Origin of the sequence: Rhodoplanes sp. Z2-YC6860, assembly GCF_001579845.1 — a bacterium.
In the GTDB taxonomy this organism is placed as follows: Bacteria; Pseudomonadota; Alphaproteobacteria; order Rhizobiales; family Xanthobacteraceae; genus Z2-YC6860.
The window spans coordinates 4328064-4344626 of sequence record NZ_CP007440.1; the positions used below are offsets into that span (position 1 = coordinate 4328064).

At 63.0% G+C, this 16563-nt stretch carries 18 protein-coding genes and 1 tRNA gene; 16 read left to right on the plus strand and 3 right to left on the minus strand.

Annotation, left to right across the window (positions count from 1 at the left end):
* The first annotated feature begins 166 nt into the window (after positions 1-166).
* The 4 genes from RHPLAN_RS20065 to RHPLAN_RS20080 all read left to right on the plus strand — a co-directional run bounded on the left by RHPLAN_RS20065 (position 167) and on the right by RHPLAN_RS20080 (position 3216).
* Positions 167-1135 (plus strand): Bug family tripartite tricarboxylate transporter substrate binding protein, encoded by a 969-nt coding sequence (locus tag RHPLAN_RS20065; RefSeq protein WP_068021202.1) that lies wholly within the window; start codon positions 167-169, stop codon positions 1133-1135.
* Positions 1136-1236: 101 nt separating this feature from the next.
* On the plus strand, positions 1237-1605 hold the full coding sequence (locus RHPLAN_RS20070; protein WP_068021205.1) for a Rieske (2Fe-2S) protein: 369 nt from the start codon (positions 1237-1239) through the stop codon (positions 1603-1605).
* On the plus strand, positions 1592-1987 hold the full coding sequence (locus tag RHPLAN_RS20075; protein ID WP_198164428.1) for a hypothetical protein: 396 nt from the start codon (positions 1592-1594) through the stop codon (positions 1985-1987). Before RHPLAN_RS20070 ends, RHPLAN_RS20075 begins: the two co-directional genes overlap by 14 nt.
* Positions 1984-3216 (plus strand): amidohydrolase family protein, encoded by a 1233-nt coding sequence (locus tag RHPLAN_RS20080; RefSeq protein ID WP_068021208.1) that lies wholly within the window; start codon positions 1984-1986, stop codon positions 3214-3216. Before RHPLAN_RS20075 ends, RHPLAN_RS20080 begins: the two co-directional genes overlap by 4 nt.
* Positions 3217-3286: 70 nt before the next feature.
* Here RHPLAN_RS20080 and RHPLAN_RS20085 read toward each other — a convergent pair whose 3' ends face one another.
* Positions 3287-3706: a DUF1236 domain-containing protein gene (locus RHPLAN_RS20085; protein ID WP_068021210.1), complete on the minus strand. Its 420-nt coding sequence runs from the start codon at positions 3704-3706 to the stop codon at positions 3287-3289.
* Positions 3707-3981: 275 nt separating this feature from the next.
* Here RHPLAN_RS20085 and RHPLAN_RS20090 point away from each other — a divergent pair, with 275 nt between their 5' ends.
* From RHPLAN_RS20090 to RHPLAN_RS39510, 11 genes are all read left to right on the plus strand, one after another.
* On the plus strand, positions 3982-4206 hold the full coding sequence (locus RHPLAN_RS20090; protein WP_084246581.1) for a hypothetical protein: 225 nt from the start codon (positions 3982-3984) through the stop codon (positions 4204-4206).
* A gap of 98 nt (positions 4207-4304) precedes the next feature.
* A complete protein-coding gene (locus RHPLAN_RS20095) occupies positions 4305-5378 on the plus strand; it encodes an enoyl-CoA hydratase/isomerase family protein (RefSeq protein ID WP_068021214.1) in 1074 nt (357 codons plus the stop codon).
* Positions 5375-5827 carry a DUF6163 family protein gene (locus tag RHPLAN_RS20100; RefSeq protein WP_068021215.1) on the plus strand — a complete coding sequence of 151 codons (453 nt, stop codon included), beginning with the start codon at positions 5375-5377 and terminating at the stop codon, positions 5825-5827. Before RHPLAN_RS20095 ends, RHPLAN_RS20100 begins: the two co-directional genes overlap by 4 nt.
* A 105-nt stretch (positions 5828-5932) precedes the next feature.
* Complete coding sequence (locus RHPLAN_RS20105; RefSeq protein WP_198164429.1) at positions 5933-6919, plus strand: Bug family tripartite tricarboxylate transporter substrate binding protein; 987 nt, start codon at positions 5933-5935, stop codon at positions 6917-6919.
* 94 nt (positions 6920-7013) lie between these two features.
* Positions 7014-7994: an ABC transporter substrate-binding protein gene (locus tag RHPLAN_RS20110; RefSeq protein ID WP_068021219.1), complete on the plus strand. Its 981-nt coding sequence runs from the start codon at positions 7014-7016 to the stop codon at positions 7992-7994.
* Positions 7995-8083: 89 nt separating this feature from the next.
* Entirely contained in the window at positions 8084-8971 is an 888-nt protein-coding gene (gene mmsB / locus RHPLAN_RS20115; RefSeq protein ID WP_068021222.1) for a 3-hydroxyisobutyrate dehydrogenase, read from the plus strand.
* 127 nt (positions 8972-9098) lie between these two features.
* Complete coding sequence (locus tag RHPLAN_RS20120; RefSeq protein ID WP_068021224.1) at positions 9099-9878, plus strand: Crp/Fnr family transcriptional regulator; 780 nt, start codon at positions 9099-9101, stop codon at positions 9876-9878.
* Between the two features lie 167 nt (positions 9879-10045).
* A complete protein-coding gene (locus RHPLAN_RS39505; RefSeq protein WP_157100380.1) occupies positions 10046-10195 on the plus strand; it encodes a hypothetical protein in 150 nt (49 codons plus the stop codon).
* Positions 10196-10551: 356 nt separating this feature from the next.
* Positions 10552-11052 carry a transcriptional regulator LdtR gene (ldtR, locus tag RHPLAN_RS20125; protein WP_442971779.1) on the plus strand — a complete coding sequence of 167 codons (501 nt, stop codon included), beginning with the start codon at positions 10552-10554 and terminating at the stop codon, positions 11050-11052.
* A gap of 289 nt (positions 11053-11341) precedes the next feature.
* Entirely contained in the window at positions 11342-11539 is a 198-nt protein-coding gene (locus RHPLAN_RS20130; RefSeq protein WP_157100381.1) for a hypothetical protein, read from the plus strand.
* A 593-nt stretch (positions 11540-12132) separates the two neighbouring features.
* A complete protein-coding gene (locus RHPLAN_RS39510) occupies positions 12133-12276 on the plus strand; it encodes a hypothetical protein (protein WP_157100382.1) in 144 nt (47 codons plus the stop codon).
* A gap of 1114 nt (positions 12277-13390) precedes the next feature.
* On the opposite strand, the gene RHPLAN_RS20135 is transcribed toward RHPLAN_RS39510, so the two are convergent.
* Positions 13391-13469, minus strand: a tRNA-OTHER gene (locus RHPLAN_RS20135).
* Between the two features lie 639 nt (positions 13470-14108).
* Between RHPLAN_RS20135 and RHPLAN_RS20145 the strand changes: the two genes are divergently transcribed.
* Positions 14109-15404, plus strand: coding sequence for a L,D-transpeptidase family protein (locus RHPLAN_RS20145; protein ID WP_068021230.1), 1296 nt, complete (start codon positions 14109-14111; stop codon positions 15402-15404).
* Here RHPLAN_RS20145 and RHPLAN_RS20150 read toward each other — a convergent pair.
* A complete protein-coding gene (locus tag RHPLAN_RS20150) occupies positions 15350-16435 on the minus strand; it encodes an LLM class flavin-dependent oxidoreductase (RefSeq protein WP_068021232.1) in 1086 nt (361 codons plus the stop codon). The genes RHPLAN_RS20145 and RHPLAN_RS20150 overlap by 55 nt on opposite strands.
* Positions 16436-16563 lie beyond the last annotated feature (128 nt).

The window sequence follows — 16563 nt, forward strand, 5'->3', positions numbered from 1 at the left end:
TGGCGCGGCATTGTACCGCAACGGCTCGGACGAAATTGCGGAAAATGCCGAATTTATGTGTGGCTTGCCGCTCCCGCGACGGCGCATATCGGTATGCATAAAATCTCTATACGGAACGCGGCACCCGCCGTTACGATCCGTGCAACGGGGAATCTGGAGGGATGGAATGAGGCGGCGTGAGTTCATCGCTTTGACTGGCGCGGCGGCCTTGTGGCCGCGAGCAGCGAGCGCACAGCAGACCGACTATCCCAGCCACCCGGTGCGGATCGTGATCGGCTTCGGGGCCGGCGGCGGCACCGATACGGTCGCGCGCATTGTCGCCCAGAAGCTTCAGGAGAACCTGGGCGGCACATTTCTGATCGAGAACAAGCCGGGCGGCGGCGGCCGGCTCGCGCCGGACACCGTGGCGAAATCGGCGCCCGATGGCTACACGCTGCTCGGCGCGGCGGCTGGCGCCATGACCATCGGCACGGCGATCTGGCCGAACATTCCCTACAACGTCTTCAAGGACTTCGAGCCGATCTCGATGATGGCCGACTACCCGCTGCTGGTGGTCGTCAACAAGGACCATCCGGCCAAGACGATCGCCGAGCTGGTGGCATGGCTCAAGGCCAATCCTGGCAAGGCCAACTATCCGACGCCGTCGCCGGTGTTCACGCTGCCGATCGAGGCGTTCAAGATCAAGACGGGCGCGCCGGCCACCGCGATCTCCTATCGCAGCAGCAACGAATCCGTGACGAGCCTCCTCGGCAATCAGACGGCGTTCGGTTTCGTCGAGACGCCGGCCGTGGTGCCGCAGGTGAGGGAGGGCAACATTCGCGCGCTTGCCATAACGACGGCCTCGCGCATCGCCGAACTGCCCGATGTGCCGACGCTCGCCGAAGCGGGCGTTCCGGACCTGGTCGCCGGCACGTGGTACGCGCTCATGGCGCCGGCCGGCACACCCGCACCGATCGTCAAAAAGCTCGAAGCTGCAGCGCGGAAGATTGGCGCCTCTGACGATTACAAGGCCAAGTTGAAAAGCCTGTCGGGCACCGCAATTGGCAGCAGCGCGGCAGAGCTGACGGCGCAGATGAAGTCCGAGGTGGAGCGCTGGTCGGCGGTGGTGAAGTCGGCAAACATCAAGTTCGAGTAATTGGAAAAGAAGGCGCGATTCGCCTATGTTGGACCCGCTCTGAGCGCCGATGAAACGGCGCCGTGCGGTTCCATCGCCGGAACAAGGAAACGGAGTGAGGAATGCCCCAATCGTATCTCGTGTGCCGCGCCGACGAGCTGAAGGATGGCGACCGCCGGGTCGTGTCCTGCGACGGCACCGAAGTGGGTGTGTTCAAGGTGGATGGCGAGTTCGTCGCCTGGCACAACGAGTGCCCGCACCGCCAGGGCCCGGTCTGCCAGGGCCGCTTGTACAAGCGCGTGATCGAGCCGCTCGCCGCCGACGGCACCGTCCGCGAACTGGCCTACGAAGAGAGCGTCACCAATCTGGTCTGCTCGTGGCACGGCTATGAGTTCGATCTCAAGACCGGCGCCAACCAGGGCTACGACAAGGTCAAGCTGCGCAAGGTCAAGCTCGAGCACAAGGACGGCAACCTGTATGTCGTCGTCTGATCGCGCCAACGACGAATTCGGCTGGATCGACCGCTACGCCGCGGACCTGCATCGCTCGGCGAAAGAGCTGGTGGAGAAGGGCGAGGCCGCGCGAGTCTCCGACGAGGCGTTGGCCCAGATCATCACCGCCGCGGTGCGGCTCTATTATGCGAAGTCCGAGCTCGAGGACCGGCCGGTGCCGGCGATCGTGCAGGAGGGGCCCGAGACCGTGACCGCGACCGAGATGCTGGTCGCCGTCTCCGAGATGCTGCGCGACGTGCATCTCGGCCCGATGGAGCTCGGACTTTGGTTCCGGAGACGGCCCGGCGAGAACGATCCCATGCCGGACGAACATCATCATACAACTCGCGTTGCGACAGGAAATGCAGGGAGCAAGCCATGAACCAGCCAGTGGTGGGCGTGCCGCAGATGCTGCCGGCCCAGGTGATCGACACCTCGACCGACAGCCGTGAAATCCTCCGGCACGCCAAGATCGCGGCGCGGCGCAGAAAGCTTCAGGACTGGTTCGTGGTCGACGTCGACGCGCACCACGTCGAGACCGTGTCGTGGCAGGAGATCGTGCAGTACATCGACGATCCAGTGATCCGCGATCAGGCGCTGCACTTCCACCGCGACCGCATCGGCGCGCCGCCGTACGGTCTCAACGGCGATCTCGGCCTGCGCTATCAGAGCGTCGGCGGCCGCATCCCGCACCAGGACGGCCTGCGCGAGAAGGTCGAAGACGTGAGCGTGCATCGCGACGTGACGCTCACCCGTCGCGCCATGGACTCGCTCGGCGTCGACAACATGGTGGTGTTTCCGACGCCGATGCTGTTCCTCGGCATGCATCCGCAGCCGGAAATGGAGATCTGGCTGTCGCGCGCCTACAACAAGTGGATGTCGGAGAAGCTTCTATCCGCCGACGACCGCATCAAGTTCCTCGCGGTGCTGCCGTTTCACAGCCCCGAGGAATGCGAGCGGATCGTGACCGAGTCCGCCGGCAAGAAGGGCATCATCGGTTTCGCCATTCCGTCGACCCGCCACTCGGCCGTGCACCACAACAAGTACATGCGCCTCTACCGCATGATCGAGGAGACCGGTATGCCGCTCTCCTTCCACGCCGGCTATCACTGGGACGATCCGTCGCTGAAGACCGTCAACCGCTTCCTCGGCATGCACGCGCTGGGCTTCGCGTGGCCCAACATCGTGCATTGCACGAACTGGGTGCTGAACGGCATTCCGGCTCGCTTCCCCAAGCTCAAGGTGATCTGGATCGAGTCCGGTCTCGCCTGGGTGCCGTTCGTGATGCAGCGGCTCGACGATCAGTTCCTGATGCGGCCGTCGGAAGCGCCGCAGCTCAAGCGGCTGCCGTCGGAATACATGCGCGACCATTGCTGGTACACGACGCAGCCGATGGAATCGACAAACATGAAGGGGCTGGAGTGCACGCTCGACATGATCAAGGCGGACACGCAGCTCCTCTACGCATCGGACTGGCCGCACTTCGATTTCGATCTGCCGAGTGAGATCACCGACCTGCCGTTCCTCTCCGAACAGGCCAAGCGCAACATCCTGGGGCTCAACGCCGCGCGGATCTTCAATCTCGATCCGAAGCCGGTGAAGCAGCTCTGAGGCGTGCGCCATCGACGACAAAAAGCCCGGCCGCAAGTGGCCGGGCTTTTTGCTTCAGTAGGCCTCGACGTTAGTCGATGACCTCCACGATCCGACGCGTGCGCGGCTCGACGATCACCGGCCGTTCGTTGACGACGGTGTAGCGGTAACCAGGCCGCACGTGATATTCGGCCGGCACGTCGTAATAGGTCACGCCGGCCTCCGGCAGCACGGCGCCGACGCGGACCTGCTCACGATAGTGGTAGGACGGGCGGCGCTCGCGCACCACGTAGTCGCGGAAGCGCGGACGGTCGTCGACACCCAGGATGCCTTCCACGGTGCCCGTTGCCGCACCTACGGTGCCGCCGACGATGGCGCCGACCGGACCCGCGGCCCGTCCGCCTTCCTCAGCGCCTTCGGCTGCACCACGCAGCGTGCCTTGGGCATGGGCCATGATTGGGAACGCAACGACTGCGGCAACGACTGAAGCTTGCAGGATGGCTTTCTTCATTCCGGACTCCCTCATCTGAAAAGCGCCCGCTGGCGAGCGCGACCGCATGACAACGTGATCGGGCGTCCTGCGTTCCATTGACGCACACACAACGGAACTCGCTCTGCGGCTGCGATTTGATTCGCAACGATCGTCTCGCGCGTGACGACCACAGTTTTGCGCCAATGATGAATGGCTGTTCGGAAAGGTCGCGTCGCGGCAATCGGAACGATCAGAATCGTTTTGAGGTTGCAATGACGAATGGCGATCTCCGTCGATCCAACTTGGGAGGCCACATGCGAGCCTTGAAGAGCACAGTGATTGCGATGGCTGCTGTCGTGACGCCCGCGCTTGCCGCCGACGGATATTATATCGTGCGCGATCCTGTCGCGAGGCGTTGCACCGTCGTCAATCAGCGGCCGACGCTTTCCACCACCGTCATCGTGGGCGGCACCGTGTACAAGACGCGCGAAGAAGCGGAAAAGGCCATGATGAGCGCGGGGGCTTGTTCTGAGGAATAGGCCCGCGTAGGGCGGCAGGCGGAAAAGGCCCGGTGCTTGCGCCGGGCCTTTTCCTGTGCTCCACGCTATGGCTCATCGATAACAGCAAGTCTTCCAGGATGACTCCCGCAGAGCCCGAAATCCTGTTTGCCAGAAAAGGCGCCGCGGGCCTTGTCACGCTGAACCGGCCCCAGGCGCTCAATGCCGTGACGCTCGGCATGGTGCGGGCGCTTACCGCGCAGCTGGAGAAGTGGCGGAACGATCTGTCGGTGACGCGTGTCGTGGTCACCGCTGCGGGCGGCAAGGCGTTCTCGGCCGGCGGCGATATCCGCGCGCTGTATGACGCCGGCACGTCGGGACGGCATGCCGAGATGCTGGCGTTCTACGGCGAAGAGTACGTCCTCAACACGATCATCAAGCATTATCCCAAGCCTTATGTGTCGCTAATCGACGGCATCTGCATGGGCGGCGGTGTCGGCGTGTCGGCGCATGGCTCGCACCGCGTCGCGGGCGACCGCTATCTGTTCGCGATGCCCGAGGTCGGCATCGGCTTTTTTCCAGATGTCGGCGCGACCTGGTTTCTGCCACGCATGCCGGGCGAGCTCGGCGCCTATTGCGCGCTCACCGGCGAGCGCTTCGGCGCGGCCGATGGAATCGCGGCCGGCATCGCCACCCATCGCGTGGCGTCGCCGCGGTTTACCGACCTGGTCGAAGCGCTGTGCGGAACTGCGCCGGTCGACGCGATGCTCGCGGCCTTTGCGGCCCCCACAAAAGATGCAGCGAGCGAGTCCAAGCTCGCGCCGCACCGGAGCACCATCGACCGGCTGTTCGCGGGCGGCCGCGTCGAGGACATTCTCGCCGCCCTCGATGCCGATGGCGGCGAGTTCGCGCAGAAAGCAGCCGCCACAATCCGAGCCAAATCGCCGGTCGCGCTGAAAATCGCACTGGCGCAGGTGCGCAAGGGCAAGGACCTTGCATTCGAAGCGTGCATGGCGACCGAGTTTCGCATAGTGTCCCGCGTCATCCATGGCCACGATTTCTACGAAGGGGTGCGCGCGGTGATTGTCGACAAGGACAACGCGCCGAAATGGCAGCCGGCAGCGCTTGCCGAGGTGAGCGACGCCGAGGTCGCGCGGCACTTTGCGCCGCTGCCGGACGGCGAGTGGCAGCCGCCTGAACTGGTGCGCGGATGACCGACCAGCACGCCGTCCCCAACGATCCGATCCGCAATCTCGAGCCCGTTCACGCCGGCGAGCCCGAGGTCCAGGAGACGCGCTGGACCGGCCGGCTGGTCATCTTCCTGCGCGTCATGGCGGTGCTGTCGCTCACCAAGGGGCTCTATCACTGGGCCATCGTGTGTGGCTTCACCGGCCCGACCGACGGTTTCGAATATCAGCCGACCCCGTGGCAGACCGCGACGATCTTCTTCGCCGTGATCGATCTCGTGGCGGCGGTCGGGCTCTGGCTCGCGGCCGCCTGGGGCGCGGTGGTGTGGCTCACCGCCGCGGTGTCGATGGCAGCCGTCGAGGTGTTCTTCCCGCAGGTCTATGGCGGCCGGATGCTCGTCGTGGTCGCCGAGTTTCTGCTGCTGTTCGGTTACCTGTTTCTGGCCATTCAGTCGGCCCGCGAGCATCCGAACTAGCCTTCACAGGCGCCGGGGCGCTATAGCTTCGATGACATAGCTTTGGCTGCGGGTGCCGCGAGGGCACGACCGCACGCTTTGCGTATCCGAATGGGGGAGACTGCCGTGAACCGCCGCGAAATTCTCAAAGCCGGAATGGGCTCGCTGACCGCCGTGGCCGCAGGCCTGCCGGCCATGGGCCCGGCGCGTGCGGCGGATTGGCCGACCAAAGCGGTTCGTGTCGTGGTGCCCTATGCGCCGGGCAGCGCCACCGATCTCGTGCCGCGCACGGTGCTGGAGCAGGTCGGCCACGATGTCGGTCAGTCCTTCGTGGTCGAGAACCGGCCGGGCGGCGGCACCACCGTGGGCTCCAACCAAGTCAAGCAGGCCGATCCTGACGGCTACACCATGCTGATCCATTCCAATGCGATCGTCACGGTGCCGGCGATCCAGGCCAACGTGCCGTACGATCCGGTCGCCGACTTCTCGGCCATCACGCCGCTCGGCAACGTGCCGATGGTGCTGGTCGTGGCGCCGAGCAAGGGCATCAAGAGCGTCAAGGAATTGGTCGCCAAGGCGAAGGCCAACCCGGGCCAGATCAACTACGGCGCGGCCGGCATCGGTACGCCGCCGCACCTCGCCATGGAGCGCTTCCGCCTCGCCGCGGGCTTCGAGGGCCAGCTCGTGCCGTTCAAGGGTGCGCCGGAAGCGCTGACCGAAACGATGACCGGCCGCATCGACATCTATTTCGCGCCCATCACGCCGGCGCTGCCGCTGATCCGGGACGGCAAGCTGCTGGCGCTCACGGTGGCGAGCTCCAAGCGGGCCTCGGCGCTCCCCGACGTGCCGACCTCGATCGAGGCTGGTGTGCCGGACAGCGATTTCGATTTCTGGGTCGGTGCTTTCGTGCCGAAGAAGACGCCGCGCGACGTGGTCGCCAAGATGCACGCCAGCATCGTCAAGGCGATCAAGACTCCGTCGGTGCAGGAGAAGCTCGGCAAGCTCGGCGTCGAAGAGCTGATCATGACGCCGGAAGCCTTCGACGCGCGTATCGCCAAGGAGGCCGTGATCGCCAAGAAGCTTGCCAAGGACGCCAAGATCGAGCCGCAGTAGAATGAAGCGATAACGAGTTACGGGAGCGAAGCCGTTTTCCACCCGTATCGCGTGCGTATTTGAAGCGCTACTGTTCGCAGAGCCAGGAGCGGCCATGCGGCGACGTGTATTTCTCGGTGCTCTCGGGGCCGCCGCACTCGCGTGGCCGCATGCCGCCGGCGCGCAAGACAAAGGCAGAGTCGCCCGCATCGGATGGCTCACGGCGCAGCGGGAATCGAGCCTGATCCCGTTCCTTGCCGCGTTGCGCGGGGCCTTCGCCGATATCGGGTACGTCGAGGGGCGAAATCTCGTGATCGACTATCGCTTCGGCGATGACGATCTCGGTCGCGTGCCGGCGCTTGCCGCCGAGCTGGTGAAGCGCAATGCCGATGTCATCCTGGTGCAGGGAAGCGCAGTTTCCGAAGCCGCCAAGCTCAACCTGCCTGTCCCCTTGGTCTATGTGTTCAGTGGCGACCCTGTCACGGCCGGCTTCGCCGACAGCCTGGCGCGTCCGCGCGGCAACATGACCGGCCTGACCTTCATGGCAGCCGAGTTCAACGGCAAGCGTCTGGAGCTGCTGCGCGACATCATTCCAAATCTGCGCCGCGTTGCGATCGTGGCCAATCCGGCGCATCCCGGCGAGCATCTGGAGCGCAACTACACGCAGGACTATGGGCAGCAGCTCGGCTTGCGGACCGACTATTTCGCAACCCGGAGCCGTGACGAGCTCGATCGCGCCTACACCGCTATGGCGAGCGATCCGCCGCAGGCGATTTCGCTGTTCGCCGACGGCTTTGCGATCGAGTACCGCCAGAGCATCATCGACTTCGGCCTCAAGCTGCGCATACCGGTCGTATCCGGCTGGCCGGTTTTTGCCAGGAGCGGCGCGCTGTTCACCTATGGGCCGCATCTGGAATCGTCGTATCGGCGGCTGGCCTATTACGTCGACCGCATCCTCAAGGGCGCGCACCCATCCGATCTGCCGATCGAGCAGCCGACCAAGTTCGAGCTTGCGGTCAATCTCAAGACCGCAAAGGTACTCGGACTGACTGTCCCTCAGGCGCTGCTCGCGACCGCGGACGACCTGATCGAGTAAATTTTTTCGTCCTCCGAAGGTTTAATCGGCCGGCGCTTGTCGCCTCGCAGCCTTCCCGGCTTTAATCACCCAAAACCGGGAGAACGCACATGGCGACCATTGGCTTCATCGGCCTCGGCAACATGGGTTTGCCGATGGCGCAGAACCTTCTCAAGGCCGGCCACAAGGTCCAGGGCTTCGACGTCACCAAGGCACAGGCCGATGCGCTGGTTGCCTCCGGCGGCACGGCAGCTCCGAGCGTCAAGGCCGCCGTGACGGGCGCCGAAGTCATCGTCACCATGCTGCCCGCGGGCCAGCACGTCCGCGAAGTCTATCTCGGTCCGGACGGCGTGCTCGCAGCCGCCGGGCCCGGCACGCTGCTCATCGACTCCTCGACCATCGACGTCGACAGCGCGCGCGCCGTTGCGGCTGCGGCCGACGGCAAGGGCCTGCCGATGCTGGATGCGCCGGTGTCGGGCGGCACCGGTGGCGCGCAGGCCGGCACGCTGACCTTCATGGTCGGCGGCAGCGACCAGGCCTTCGCGCGTGCCAAGCCGTTTCTGGAAAAGATGGGCAAGACCATCGTGCACGCCGGCGGCGCCGGGAATGGCCAAGCCGCCAAGATCTGCAACAACATGATCCTCGGCGTGTCGATGATCGCCGTATCCGAAGCATTCGTGCTCGCCGAGAAGCTCGGCCTCGACGCGCAGAAGCTGTTCGACATTTCATCGAAGTCGTCGGGCCAGTGCTGGTCGATGACAGCCTATTGCCCCGTGCCGGGCCCGGTGGCCACTTCGCCCGCCAATCGCGATTATCAGGCGGGCTTCACCGCGGCGATGATGCTCAAGGATCTGAAGCTCGCACAGGACGCGGCGAAATCCGCGGGCGCTGCGACCCCGCTCGGGGCCGACGCCGCCGATCTCTACGGCCGCTACGTCGAGAGCGGGGAGGGACCGCGCGACTTTTCCGGCATTATTCGTTTCCTTCGAGACCGTTGATCGCGCGCCGCGATTCGCTGTGTTCGCGCGCCAGGAATAATCCGACAAGAGCCGGACACCGGCGATGGAACTTTTTGTGCCGGCCGGCTGTTGTACGGGCCGTTCGAAACGACTTGGTGCTGGCTGTATGACCGCCGCCTCTGCTCTCGCTGCTGCTGTACCACCGCCTTCCGGCCGCAAAGTGCCGTGCGAGAAATGTCCGCTACGCGGCATTCACGCGTTGCGTGAATTCTCGGCCAAGGAGCTCGAGTTCGTTACCGAATTCAAATCGGGCGAGCTCAATGTGCAGGCTGGCACCAACATTCTCCTGCAGGGAACCAACAGCGCGCACCTCTATACAATTTTGTCGGGCTGGGCGTTTCGATACAAATCGCTGGCTGACGGCCGCCGTCAGATCCTGAACTTCGCGCTGCCTTCCGACTTCCTCGGCCTGCAAGGCTCGGTCAACGACGAGATGCAGCATTCGGTCGAAGCGCTGACCGACATGACGCTCTGCGTCTTTCCGCGCGACAAGCTTTGGAATCTTTTTCGCGACTACCCGACGCTTGCGTTCGACGTCACCTGGCTCGCAGCGCGCGAGGAGCAGATTCTCGACGAACATCTGCTCAGCATCGGCAGGAGGACTGCGCTTGAGCGGCTCGCTTATCTTTTGCTCGCGGTGTTTCAGCGTGCCGAGGAGGTGGGTCTTGCCAAGGGGAACACGATCCAGTTTCCGTTCACGCAACAGCACGTTGCCGACATGCTCGGCATGTCGTTGGTCCACACCAACAAGACCCTGAGGCGCCTGTCGGCCACCAAAGCGATCCGCTGGAAAGAGCGGCGTTTCGAGCTGTTGGACCGCGAGGCCCTGACCAACCTCGCGAGCTACGAGCTGCCGCGAGAGCGGCCCAATCGGCCATTCATCTGATCGCTACGCGCGGTCGCCGTTAATCCGGCTGCCAGTGGTGCAGCCCTCTCGGCATATGTGTCAAATTTAGTAGTGGGCTGGGTCTCTCCGCGTTTAGTCTTAAACCCTGTGGAGGGGACTCAACTGCAATGTCGAGAATTTTCACGCCTTGCGATGCTACTGGGAAGTTGATCGACACCGGCATCGAGATCGAGCGTTCGTCATTCGTGTTGATCCCACCCTTCATCGGCAAGATCGAATGCCCGCATTGCAACGCCGAGCACCAATGGTCGAAGGATTCCGCCACGATCGTTGATAACGAAACTGACACTCCTTAGCTGCGGGAATCCCAGTTTGGAACGCCGTTTGCGCTGCTTCGGCGCCGATCATGCTTACGCATTCGTTTTCGCACCGGCGCCGATTGTTCTGGTCTCTACATACCATCTGCCGCTGTGATTTGCGGAAGTCGCCGTTTTATCGGCGTTGTCGAGCGGGGCAGGGTGAACGCTGCGTAAAGCAGCGCGCATGCATTTGAAATTACCGGCAGTTTACCTTCGGCGATAAACCCAAAGTTTATTCTACAATTTAAGCTGATCTTCAGCCGCGTCGCTTATCGTCCAGGGCATCGACGGGAAAACAGGGCCCGTTGGTGCGTATAAAAAACGATATGGAAGGCGTCAGAATGAAGACCGTAATGAAAGCGGTCGAACCGGCCGATCGTCAGGCCAAGTTCGATCTTATCCGGCCGCTCTATCTCGATGCCTTGACGCTCGTGGAGCGGCTGCATCGGCGATTGCTTGATGTCATCAAGGACGAGTTCGACCGGCGAGGGCGCTCCGACATCAATTCGGTGCAGGCGCTGCTCCTCTACAACATCGGCGACAAGGAGCTGACCGCGGGCGAGCTCCGCACGCGCGGTTACTATCTCGGCTCCAACGTGTCGTACAATCTGAAGAAGCTCGTCGAGATGGGCTTCCTCGATCACCAGCGCTCGCGCGTCGACCGTCGTTCGGTTCGCATCCGTCTGACCGAGACCGGCCGCGAGGTGCGTGACATCGTCGAGGCGCTCTACCAGAAGCACGTGCGCACGGTGGAGCAGGTTGGTGGCATCACCGCCGACGAGTTCACGACGCTGAACAAGTCGCTGCATCGGCTCGAGCGCTTCTGGACCGATCAGATTCTGTATCGGCTCTGATACCGAAAGCAGCGGCGTAGCGAGTCGCTGACTCGCGCCAGAGAACTGTGGAGAGCACCTCGTTTCACGGGGCGCTCTCTGTTCGTAACCGGCGCCCTGAGAGGCTCTCGCAATCGCTCAATAGCTTTGGCATGCGGCTCGATCGCCGCAGCGACGATCCGCGCACTCACCAAAAGGCTTTCATCGGCATTGTCTCGATCAAGGGCGACTTGATGGAGAACAGATCCCGATGCAGGTCATTGGAATATTCGTTGTATGCGTTGTCATCCTCGACGCGATCGGAGTAGCCGTGAGTTCGCTCGTCGAGAGTTACTCACCGAACGCGAGCCTTCTGGTGTTTCTCGGCTTCTACGTCGTGAACTTCATCATCGCGTGGCAAGTCGCGGTTTTTCTCACCGAGAAGTTCTTGGTGAGCGACGCCCAGCGGAAGGCAAACGAGGAGCATATCGATTGGGTGAATTCAAAATTCGCTGGTGTGCGTAAGTAAAAAAGTCGGGTGCGAGAAGAAGGCGACCTTCTCGCACCCGATACCATAAAGAACGCTTAGTGCCTGTAGCAGCCGCAATACTCATCGATGACGGCGCGTTGCGCTGGAATTTGGACAGCTCGCATAATTCGCTGTTCGGTCCTTTGCGAGGTTTTGCCGTGCTCGGCCCTATGCCAACGACCGCTGAAAACAAAAACCCCGCCAATTCTGGCGGGGTTTTCGCGTGGTGATCGAGGGGCTTCCCAATGTCGATCGCGATGACTGTCCCTCATAGCTGTGGCGATTTGAAGGAGGGAAGATTAAATCGGCGTAATCTGAAATGGTGCCAGTGTAAGGGGCGCGGCACTGTGGTGCTGCGGACGCGTAAAAGGACCACTTCGACGACGCCAACGACGGGGGGAAGACTCCCCGCAGACAGGTGAACCCAAGAGCGGCGAAATCCGACCAAGGGAGATGACACCAGAGCAAGAAGCCCGGGCGAAATACGAAGCGCGATGCGTTGCCGCGTATATGAGGCTCATCGGGTTGCCGGAAAACAGAGGCAAGTCCCGCGATGAGCTCAGCCGAATGGCGGCGGAAGAAGTGAAGGCGGCATGAGCACCAAGCTTGCCACGGGTCTGGTTGCTGCTGCGGTGTGCGGGTATTTCGCCTGGGTGCAGATCAGTTGCGCGCTCGACGCGCATTGTCACCTGAATTGGTGCGGCAAGCAGGCCTGCGGGATTTCTTACGACAAGTGAGCAGCCGCCGAGATAGCAATGCGGCCCAAATTGCGCGCGCTCGTATCGGCACTACGGCCTGCACAGCCAATGCTGTTGATGGGTGCCTGATGGTGGAGCGGTCGTAACTTATTTGGCCGCGACCAATTCAATCTTTTGGCTTTGGCGGTCGCGGTTTTTTGCGTGGCATTTTCAGGATGTTGGATTTGAGTGTCCTTCTTCGCGTCACCAGATCGTGCGGCTTAACGACAGTCGTGCTCGTTGAAAGCTTCACGTGCTTCCAGAATTTCTGGAGTATGAAAATCAGTGGTGCCACGGGCTCTTTACAAACGTCGATTGAGACCGGCGGCTTATAGATCGCGTTTCCTCAAGGCACGAAACGGAGTCCGCAATTAAGGAAAACCCTCAAGGTGAATCCGTGGCTCGACGGGTGAATGTCACCGACAGCCGCGCATTTCTCTCTTGTGATCAGAAGATTTCCTGATCGGTGATAACTCATAGCTTTCGCATGAGCGCACAAGCGCAAGTTTGCGAAGCAGCTCTTTTATGCGTGTCCGCGCGGACGTAACCGCCAGGGTATTCTGGCAATGGCGTGTCCGGCCGTGCATACTCCATGTGTTTCTGATCGGCATTCTAACGGGAGGCATTCATGCGGGTTGTTTCGACCAGCTTATTCTCCGCAATGGTACTGACCTTGACCGTCAATTCCGGATGGTGCGCAAGTGCCAAAGCACCTGTCGGCAACACCACTACTCCTGCTCGCTTGGGAACTGCGTCTTCTGATGCGGGCAGCGGCAAGCGCACCACCCCGGTGACCGGTACCTCGACCTCCACGAAAAATCGGACCGCCGTTCAAAAGTCCGGGCAGCCGCCGCAAGGCAAGCCGGTGCCACACTCGACGGGAAATTCAGCCATGGACCGGTTGCAGGGCATACAAGGGGGAATGTAGCGGCCCGTCGGTTGATGTGAGGCCGAATGCGAAGCGCCAGAGGTCTCTGTTGTCAGAAAGTAAAAGACCCCGCCGTGGGTTGGCGGGGTCTGGGCAAGCGCTGAAGAGGCGGGGATTGCCGCTTGCTTGAGCGCAAGATTCGCCAGATCGAACAGTGTCGCCGTGCGAAATCGCACACTGTGTGTATGGAGGCCGGGCCCTGGAATTGAACCAAGGCTATCGGGGTTTTGCGGAACCCCGCGCGTCGCCTCTCCGCCACCCGGCCAGGGAGGCAGCGTAGGTTCTATTCGTGGCCCAGCAATTTGTTTTTCGTATTTAGCTTAACGCGGCCGCCGGTGGATCGTTGACCGGGGGACGGCACATGTCGTCGCTATCGCCGTGGTGCCGGCCGGTAAATGAAGAAGCGGCGTCGCTTCGACATCTCAAAAAACAACCCTTGGCCTGGGGTGCCAAGGGTTGTGAGGACGTGTGGACGGGTGGGCACGAACCACCATCTGTATGCCGGACATACTGCTCTAGCATTGAGCTACGTCCGCAACTCCGTGAGCGTAGCCGGCGAACTTGAAAAGCGGCCTAAGCGCCGCATCAGAGATTCTTCTGACACCGGAATAGCCTCGGCCTGTGCGTCCCGGGCATTTCGGACTTGCCGAGTATCGCGCTGGGATGCGGCAAGTCGTCCTTCGGTCGGAACAGCGAACTGTGGACGATGGCCGCGGCTTGCCGGGCCCTGGTCACAAATTCGCCCAGCCATCCCCCTACCGATCCCAAAGGGTTGATCGGCTGGGGCTTGCCGAGCGGAATCGGCTTTTGGTACAGCCACTTCAATCTTTGGATTCGGGGGCTTCGCTATCGGGCGCTTGAGACCTGATCGTGACGATCGGGGGCCTGGGCCATCGGGGACGCTATGACGACATCGGACCACCGCCACATTTCCCGCCGCACGGTGCTGCGGGGCCTCACACAGGCTGCGGCCGTGACCGGCGGGCTTGCCGCCACCCAGGCCTTCGCTCAGAGCCGGGACCAGATGCTCGACGCCCTGATCGACGAAACGGTCAGCGGCGACTACGGGCAGGGCTTCGATTCCGCCTCGCGCAACATCCAGATGCCCAAGGCGTCGCTGCCGACGCTGTCGCCCGCGACTGTCGAGCACACCGCGCAGGCCATCGAGCAGTTCAATGGCATCGTCACCAAGGGCGGCTGGCCCGAGGTGGCGAGGTCCGACCGGCTGCGACTCGGCGCCCGGCAGCCGGCGGTGATTGCGCTCCGCCAGCGGCTGATCACGTCGGGCGATCTCGACGCCAACGCCGGCGTGAGCGACGTTTACGATTCCTATGTCGAAGCCGCGGTGCGGCGCTTCCAGGCACGGCACGGCCTTTCGGTCGACGGCATCGTGAGGGACCAGACGCTGAAGGCGATGAATGTGCCGGCGCAGGTGCGGCTGGCACAGCTCCAGACCAACCTGGTGCGGCTGCGCAGCATGAGCGGCAACCTCGGCGCCCGCTACGTGCTCTGCAACATCCCAGCAGCGCGGATCGAGGCGATCGAGGGCAACGTCGCGGTGTCGCGGCACACCGCCGTCGCCGGAAAGCCGGACCGGCCGTCGCCCGACATCAACAGCAAGATCATCGAGATCAACTTCAATCCGTACTGGACGGTGCCGGTTTCGATCGTGCGGCGCGACCTCATCCCGAAGATGCAGGCGGAGCCGGACTATCTCACCAACAACCGCATCCGCATCTTCGACATGCGCGGCGAGGAACTCACGCCCTCGCGGATCAACTGGTATTCGCAGGAGGCGGTGAACTACCGCTTCAAGCAGGACCCGGGCGACTTCAATTCGCTCGGCTCGATCCGCATCAACTTCCCGAGCAAGGACGGCGTGTACATGCATGACACGCCGCTCAAGAACCTGTTCGGCGAGGATCAGCGTTTCCATTCGTCGGGCTGCGTGCGCGTGCAGAACGTCCGCGAGCTGGTGAACTGGCTCCTGAACGAGACGCCCGGCTGGTCGCGCCAGGAGATCGACGCGGTGATCAAGAGCGGCGAGCGCAAAGACGCGCGGCTGAGCAAGCCCGTGCCGCTCTACTGGGTCTATGTCACCGCCTGGGCGACGCCGGACGGCGTCATCCAGTTCCGCGAGGACATCTACAACCGCGACGCCGCCGGTCCGTCGGTGTCGACCTCGACCCGGCGCGGCTGAGAATCCTTGAGCGCCTGCTTCACCGCAGGCGCGACCTTCGTGCCGAACAGCTCGATCGACCGCATGGTCTTGGCATGCGGCATGGTGCCGACACTCATCTGCATCAGATAGCGCTGATGGCCGAGCTTCTCATGCTGATAGAGGGTCTTCTCGATCACCTGTTCGGGGCTGCCGATCATGAGGTGCCCCTGCAACGGCAGGCCTGAATTGAACTGCGCCCGCGTGGTCGGCGGCCAGCCGCGTTCGCGGCCGATATGGCTCATCTGCGCGGCGTAGCTCGGAAAGAACTCGTCGGCCGCCTGCTGTGAGGTGTCGGCGACGTAGCCGTGGGTGTTGATGCCGACCGGCAGTGTCTTGGGATCGTGGCCCGCATGGGCGGCGGCCTTGTGAAACAGCTCGACGAACGGTGCGAAGCGCTCGGGCATGCCTCCGATGATCGCCAGCGCCATCGGCAGGCCCAGGGTGCCGGCGCGAACGGCCGACGGCGGGTTGCCGCCGACCGCGATCCAGATCGGAATCTTGTGCGGCGCGCGCGGATAGACCGCCTGATCATGCAGAGGAGGGCGGTGCCGGCCCTGCCAGCTCAGGCGCTCGTGGTCGCGCACCGCGATCAGCAGTTCGAGCTTCTCGGCGAACAGCTCGTCGTAATCGTTGAGGTCATAGCCGAACAGCGGGAAGGACTCGATGAACGAGCCGCGTCCCGCCATGATCTCGGCGCGGCCGCCGGACAGCAGGTCCAGCGTTGCGAACTGCTCATAGACCCGCACCGGATCGTCGGAGCTCAGCACCGTCACCGCGGTCGACAGCCGGATGCGCTTGGTGCGCTCGGCCGCGGCCGCAAGCAGCATCTGCGGCGCTGACGCCAGAAAGTCCGGCCGGTGATGCTCGCCGATGCCGAACACGTCGAGGCCCACTTGATCGGCCAGCGCGATCTCTTCCATCAGATCGCGCAGCCGCTGCACCGGATCGAGCAGCCGTCCGGTGCCGGGATCCGGCGTGTTCTCGACAAACGTGTAGACACCGATATCCATCGTCGACCTTTCGCGCCGGCGGTGCGCCTGCCAATCGCACCCACAGATAGTGGAACTTCGGCTTCAGCGCGAGCCGCTGGCGCAACGATCCATTCGCGGGCTAACCTCGTGGCGGGAGAAGCGCCGTC

Excerpts from the sequence above, each read along its gene's own strand:
- RHPLAN_RS20075 (WP_198164428.1), top strand. The coding sequence starts at position 1,592 with ATGTCGTCGTCTGATCGCGCCAACGACGAATTCGGCTGGATCGACCGC.
- RHPLAN_RS20070 (WP_068021205.1), top strand. The coding sequence starts at position 1,237 with ATGCCCCAATCGTATCTCGTGTGCCGCGCCGACGAGCTGAAGGATGGC.
- RHPLAN_RS39510 (WP_157100382.1), top strand. The coding sequence starts at position 12,133 with ATGAGCACCAAGCTTGCCACGGGTCTGGTTGCTGCTGCGGTGTGCGGG.
- RHPLAN_RS20065 (WP_068021202.1), top strand. The coding sequence starts at position 167 with ATGAGGCGGCGTGAGTTCATCGCTTTGACTGGCGCGGCGGCCTTGTGG.
- RHPLAN_RS20145 (WP_068021230.1), top strand. The coding sequence starts at position 14,109 with ATGACGACATCGGACCACCGCCACATTTCCCGCCGCACGGTGCTGCGG.
- mmsB (WP_068021222.1), top strand. The coding sequence starts at position 8,084 with ATGGCGACCATTGGCTTCATCGGCCTCGGCAACATGGGTTTGCCGATG.
- RHPLAN_RS20120 (WP_068021224.1), top strand. The coding sequence starts at position 9,099 with ATGACCGCCGCCTCTGCTCTCGCTGCTGCTGTACCACCGCCTTCCGGC.
- RHPLAN_RS20095 (WP_068021214.1), top strand. The coding sequence starts at position 4,305 with ATGACTCCCGCAGAGCCCGAAATCCTGTTTGCCAGAAAAGGCGCCGCG.
- RHPLAN_RS20085 (WP_068021210.1), bottom strand. The coding sequence starts at position 3,706 with ATGAAGAAAGCCATCCTGCAAGCTTCAGTCGTTGCCGCAGTCGTTGCG.
- RHPLAN_RS20150 (WP_068021232.1), bottom strand. The coding sequence starts at position 16,435 with ATGGATATCGGTGTCTACACGTTTGTCGAGAACACGCCGGATCCCGGC.
- RHPLAN_RS20090 (WP_084246581.1), top strand. The coding sequence starts at position 3,982 with ATGCGAGCCTTGAAGAGCACAGTGATTGCGATGGCTGCTGTCGTGACG.
- RHPLAN_RS20110 (WP_068021219.1), top strand. The coding sequence starts at position 7,014 with ATGCGGCGACGTGTATTTCTCGGTGCTCTCGGGGCCGCCGCACTCGCG.
- ldtR (WP_442971779.1), top strand. The coding sequence starts at position 10,552 with ATGAAAGCGGTCGAACCGGCCGATCGTCAGGCCAAGTTCGATCTTATC.
- RHPLAN_RS20080 (WP_068021208.1), top strand. The coding sequence starts at position 1,984 with ATGAACCAGCCAGTGGTGGGCGTGCCGCAGATGCTGCCGGCCCAGGTG.
- RHPLAN_RS20100 (WP_068021215.1), top strand. The coding sequence starts at position 5,375 with ATGACCGACCAGCACGCCGTCCCCAACGATCCGATCCGCAATCTCGAG.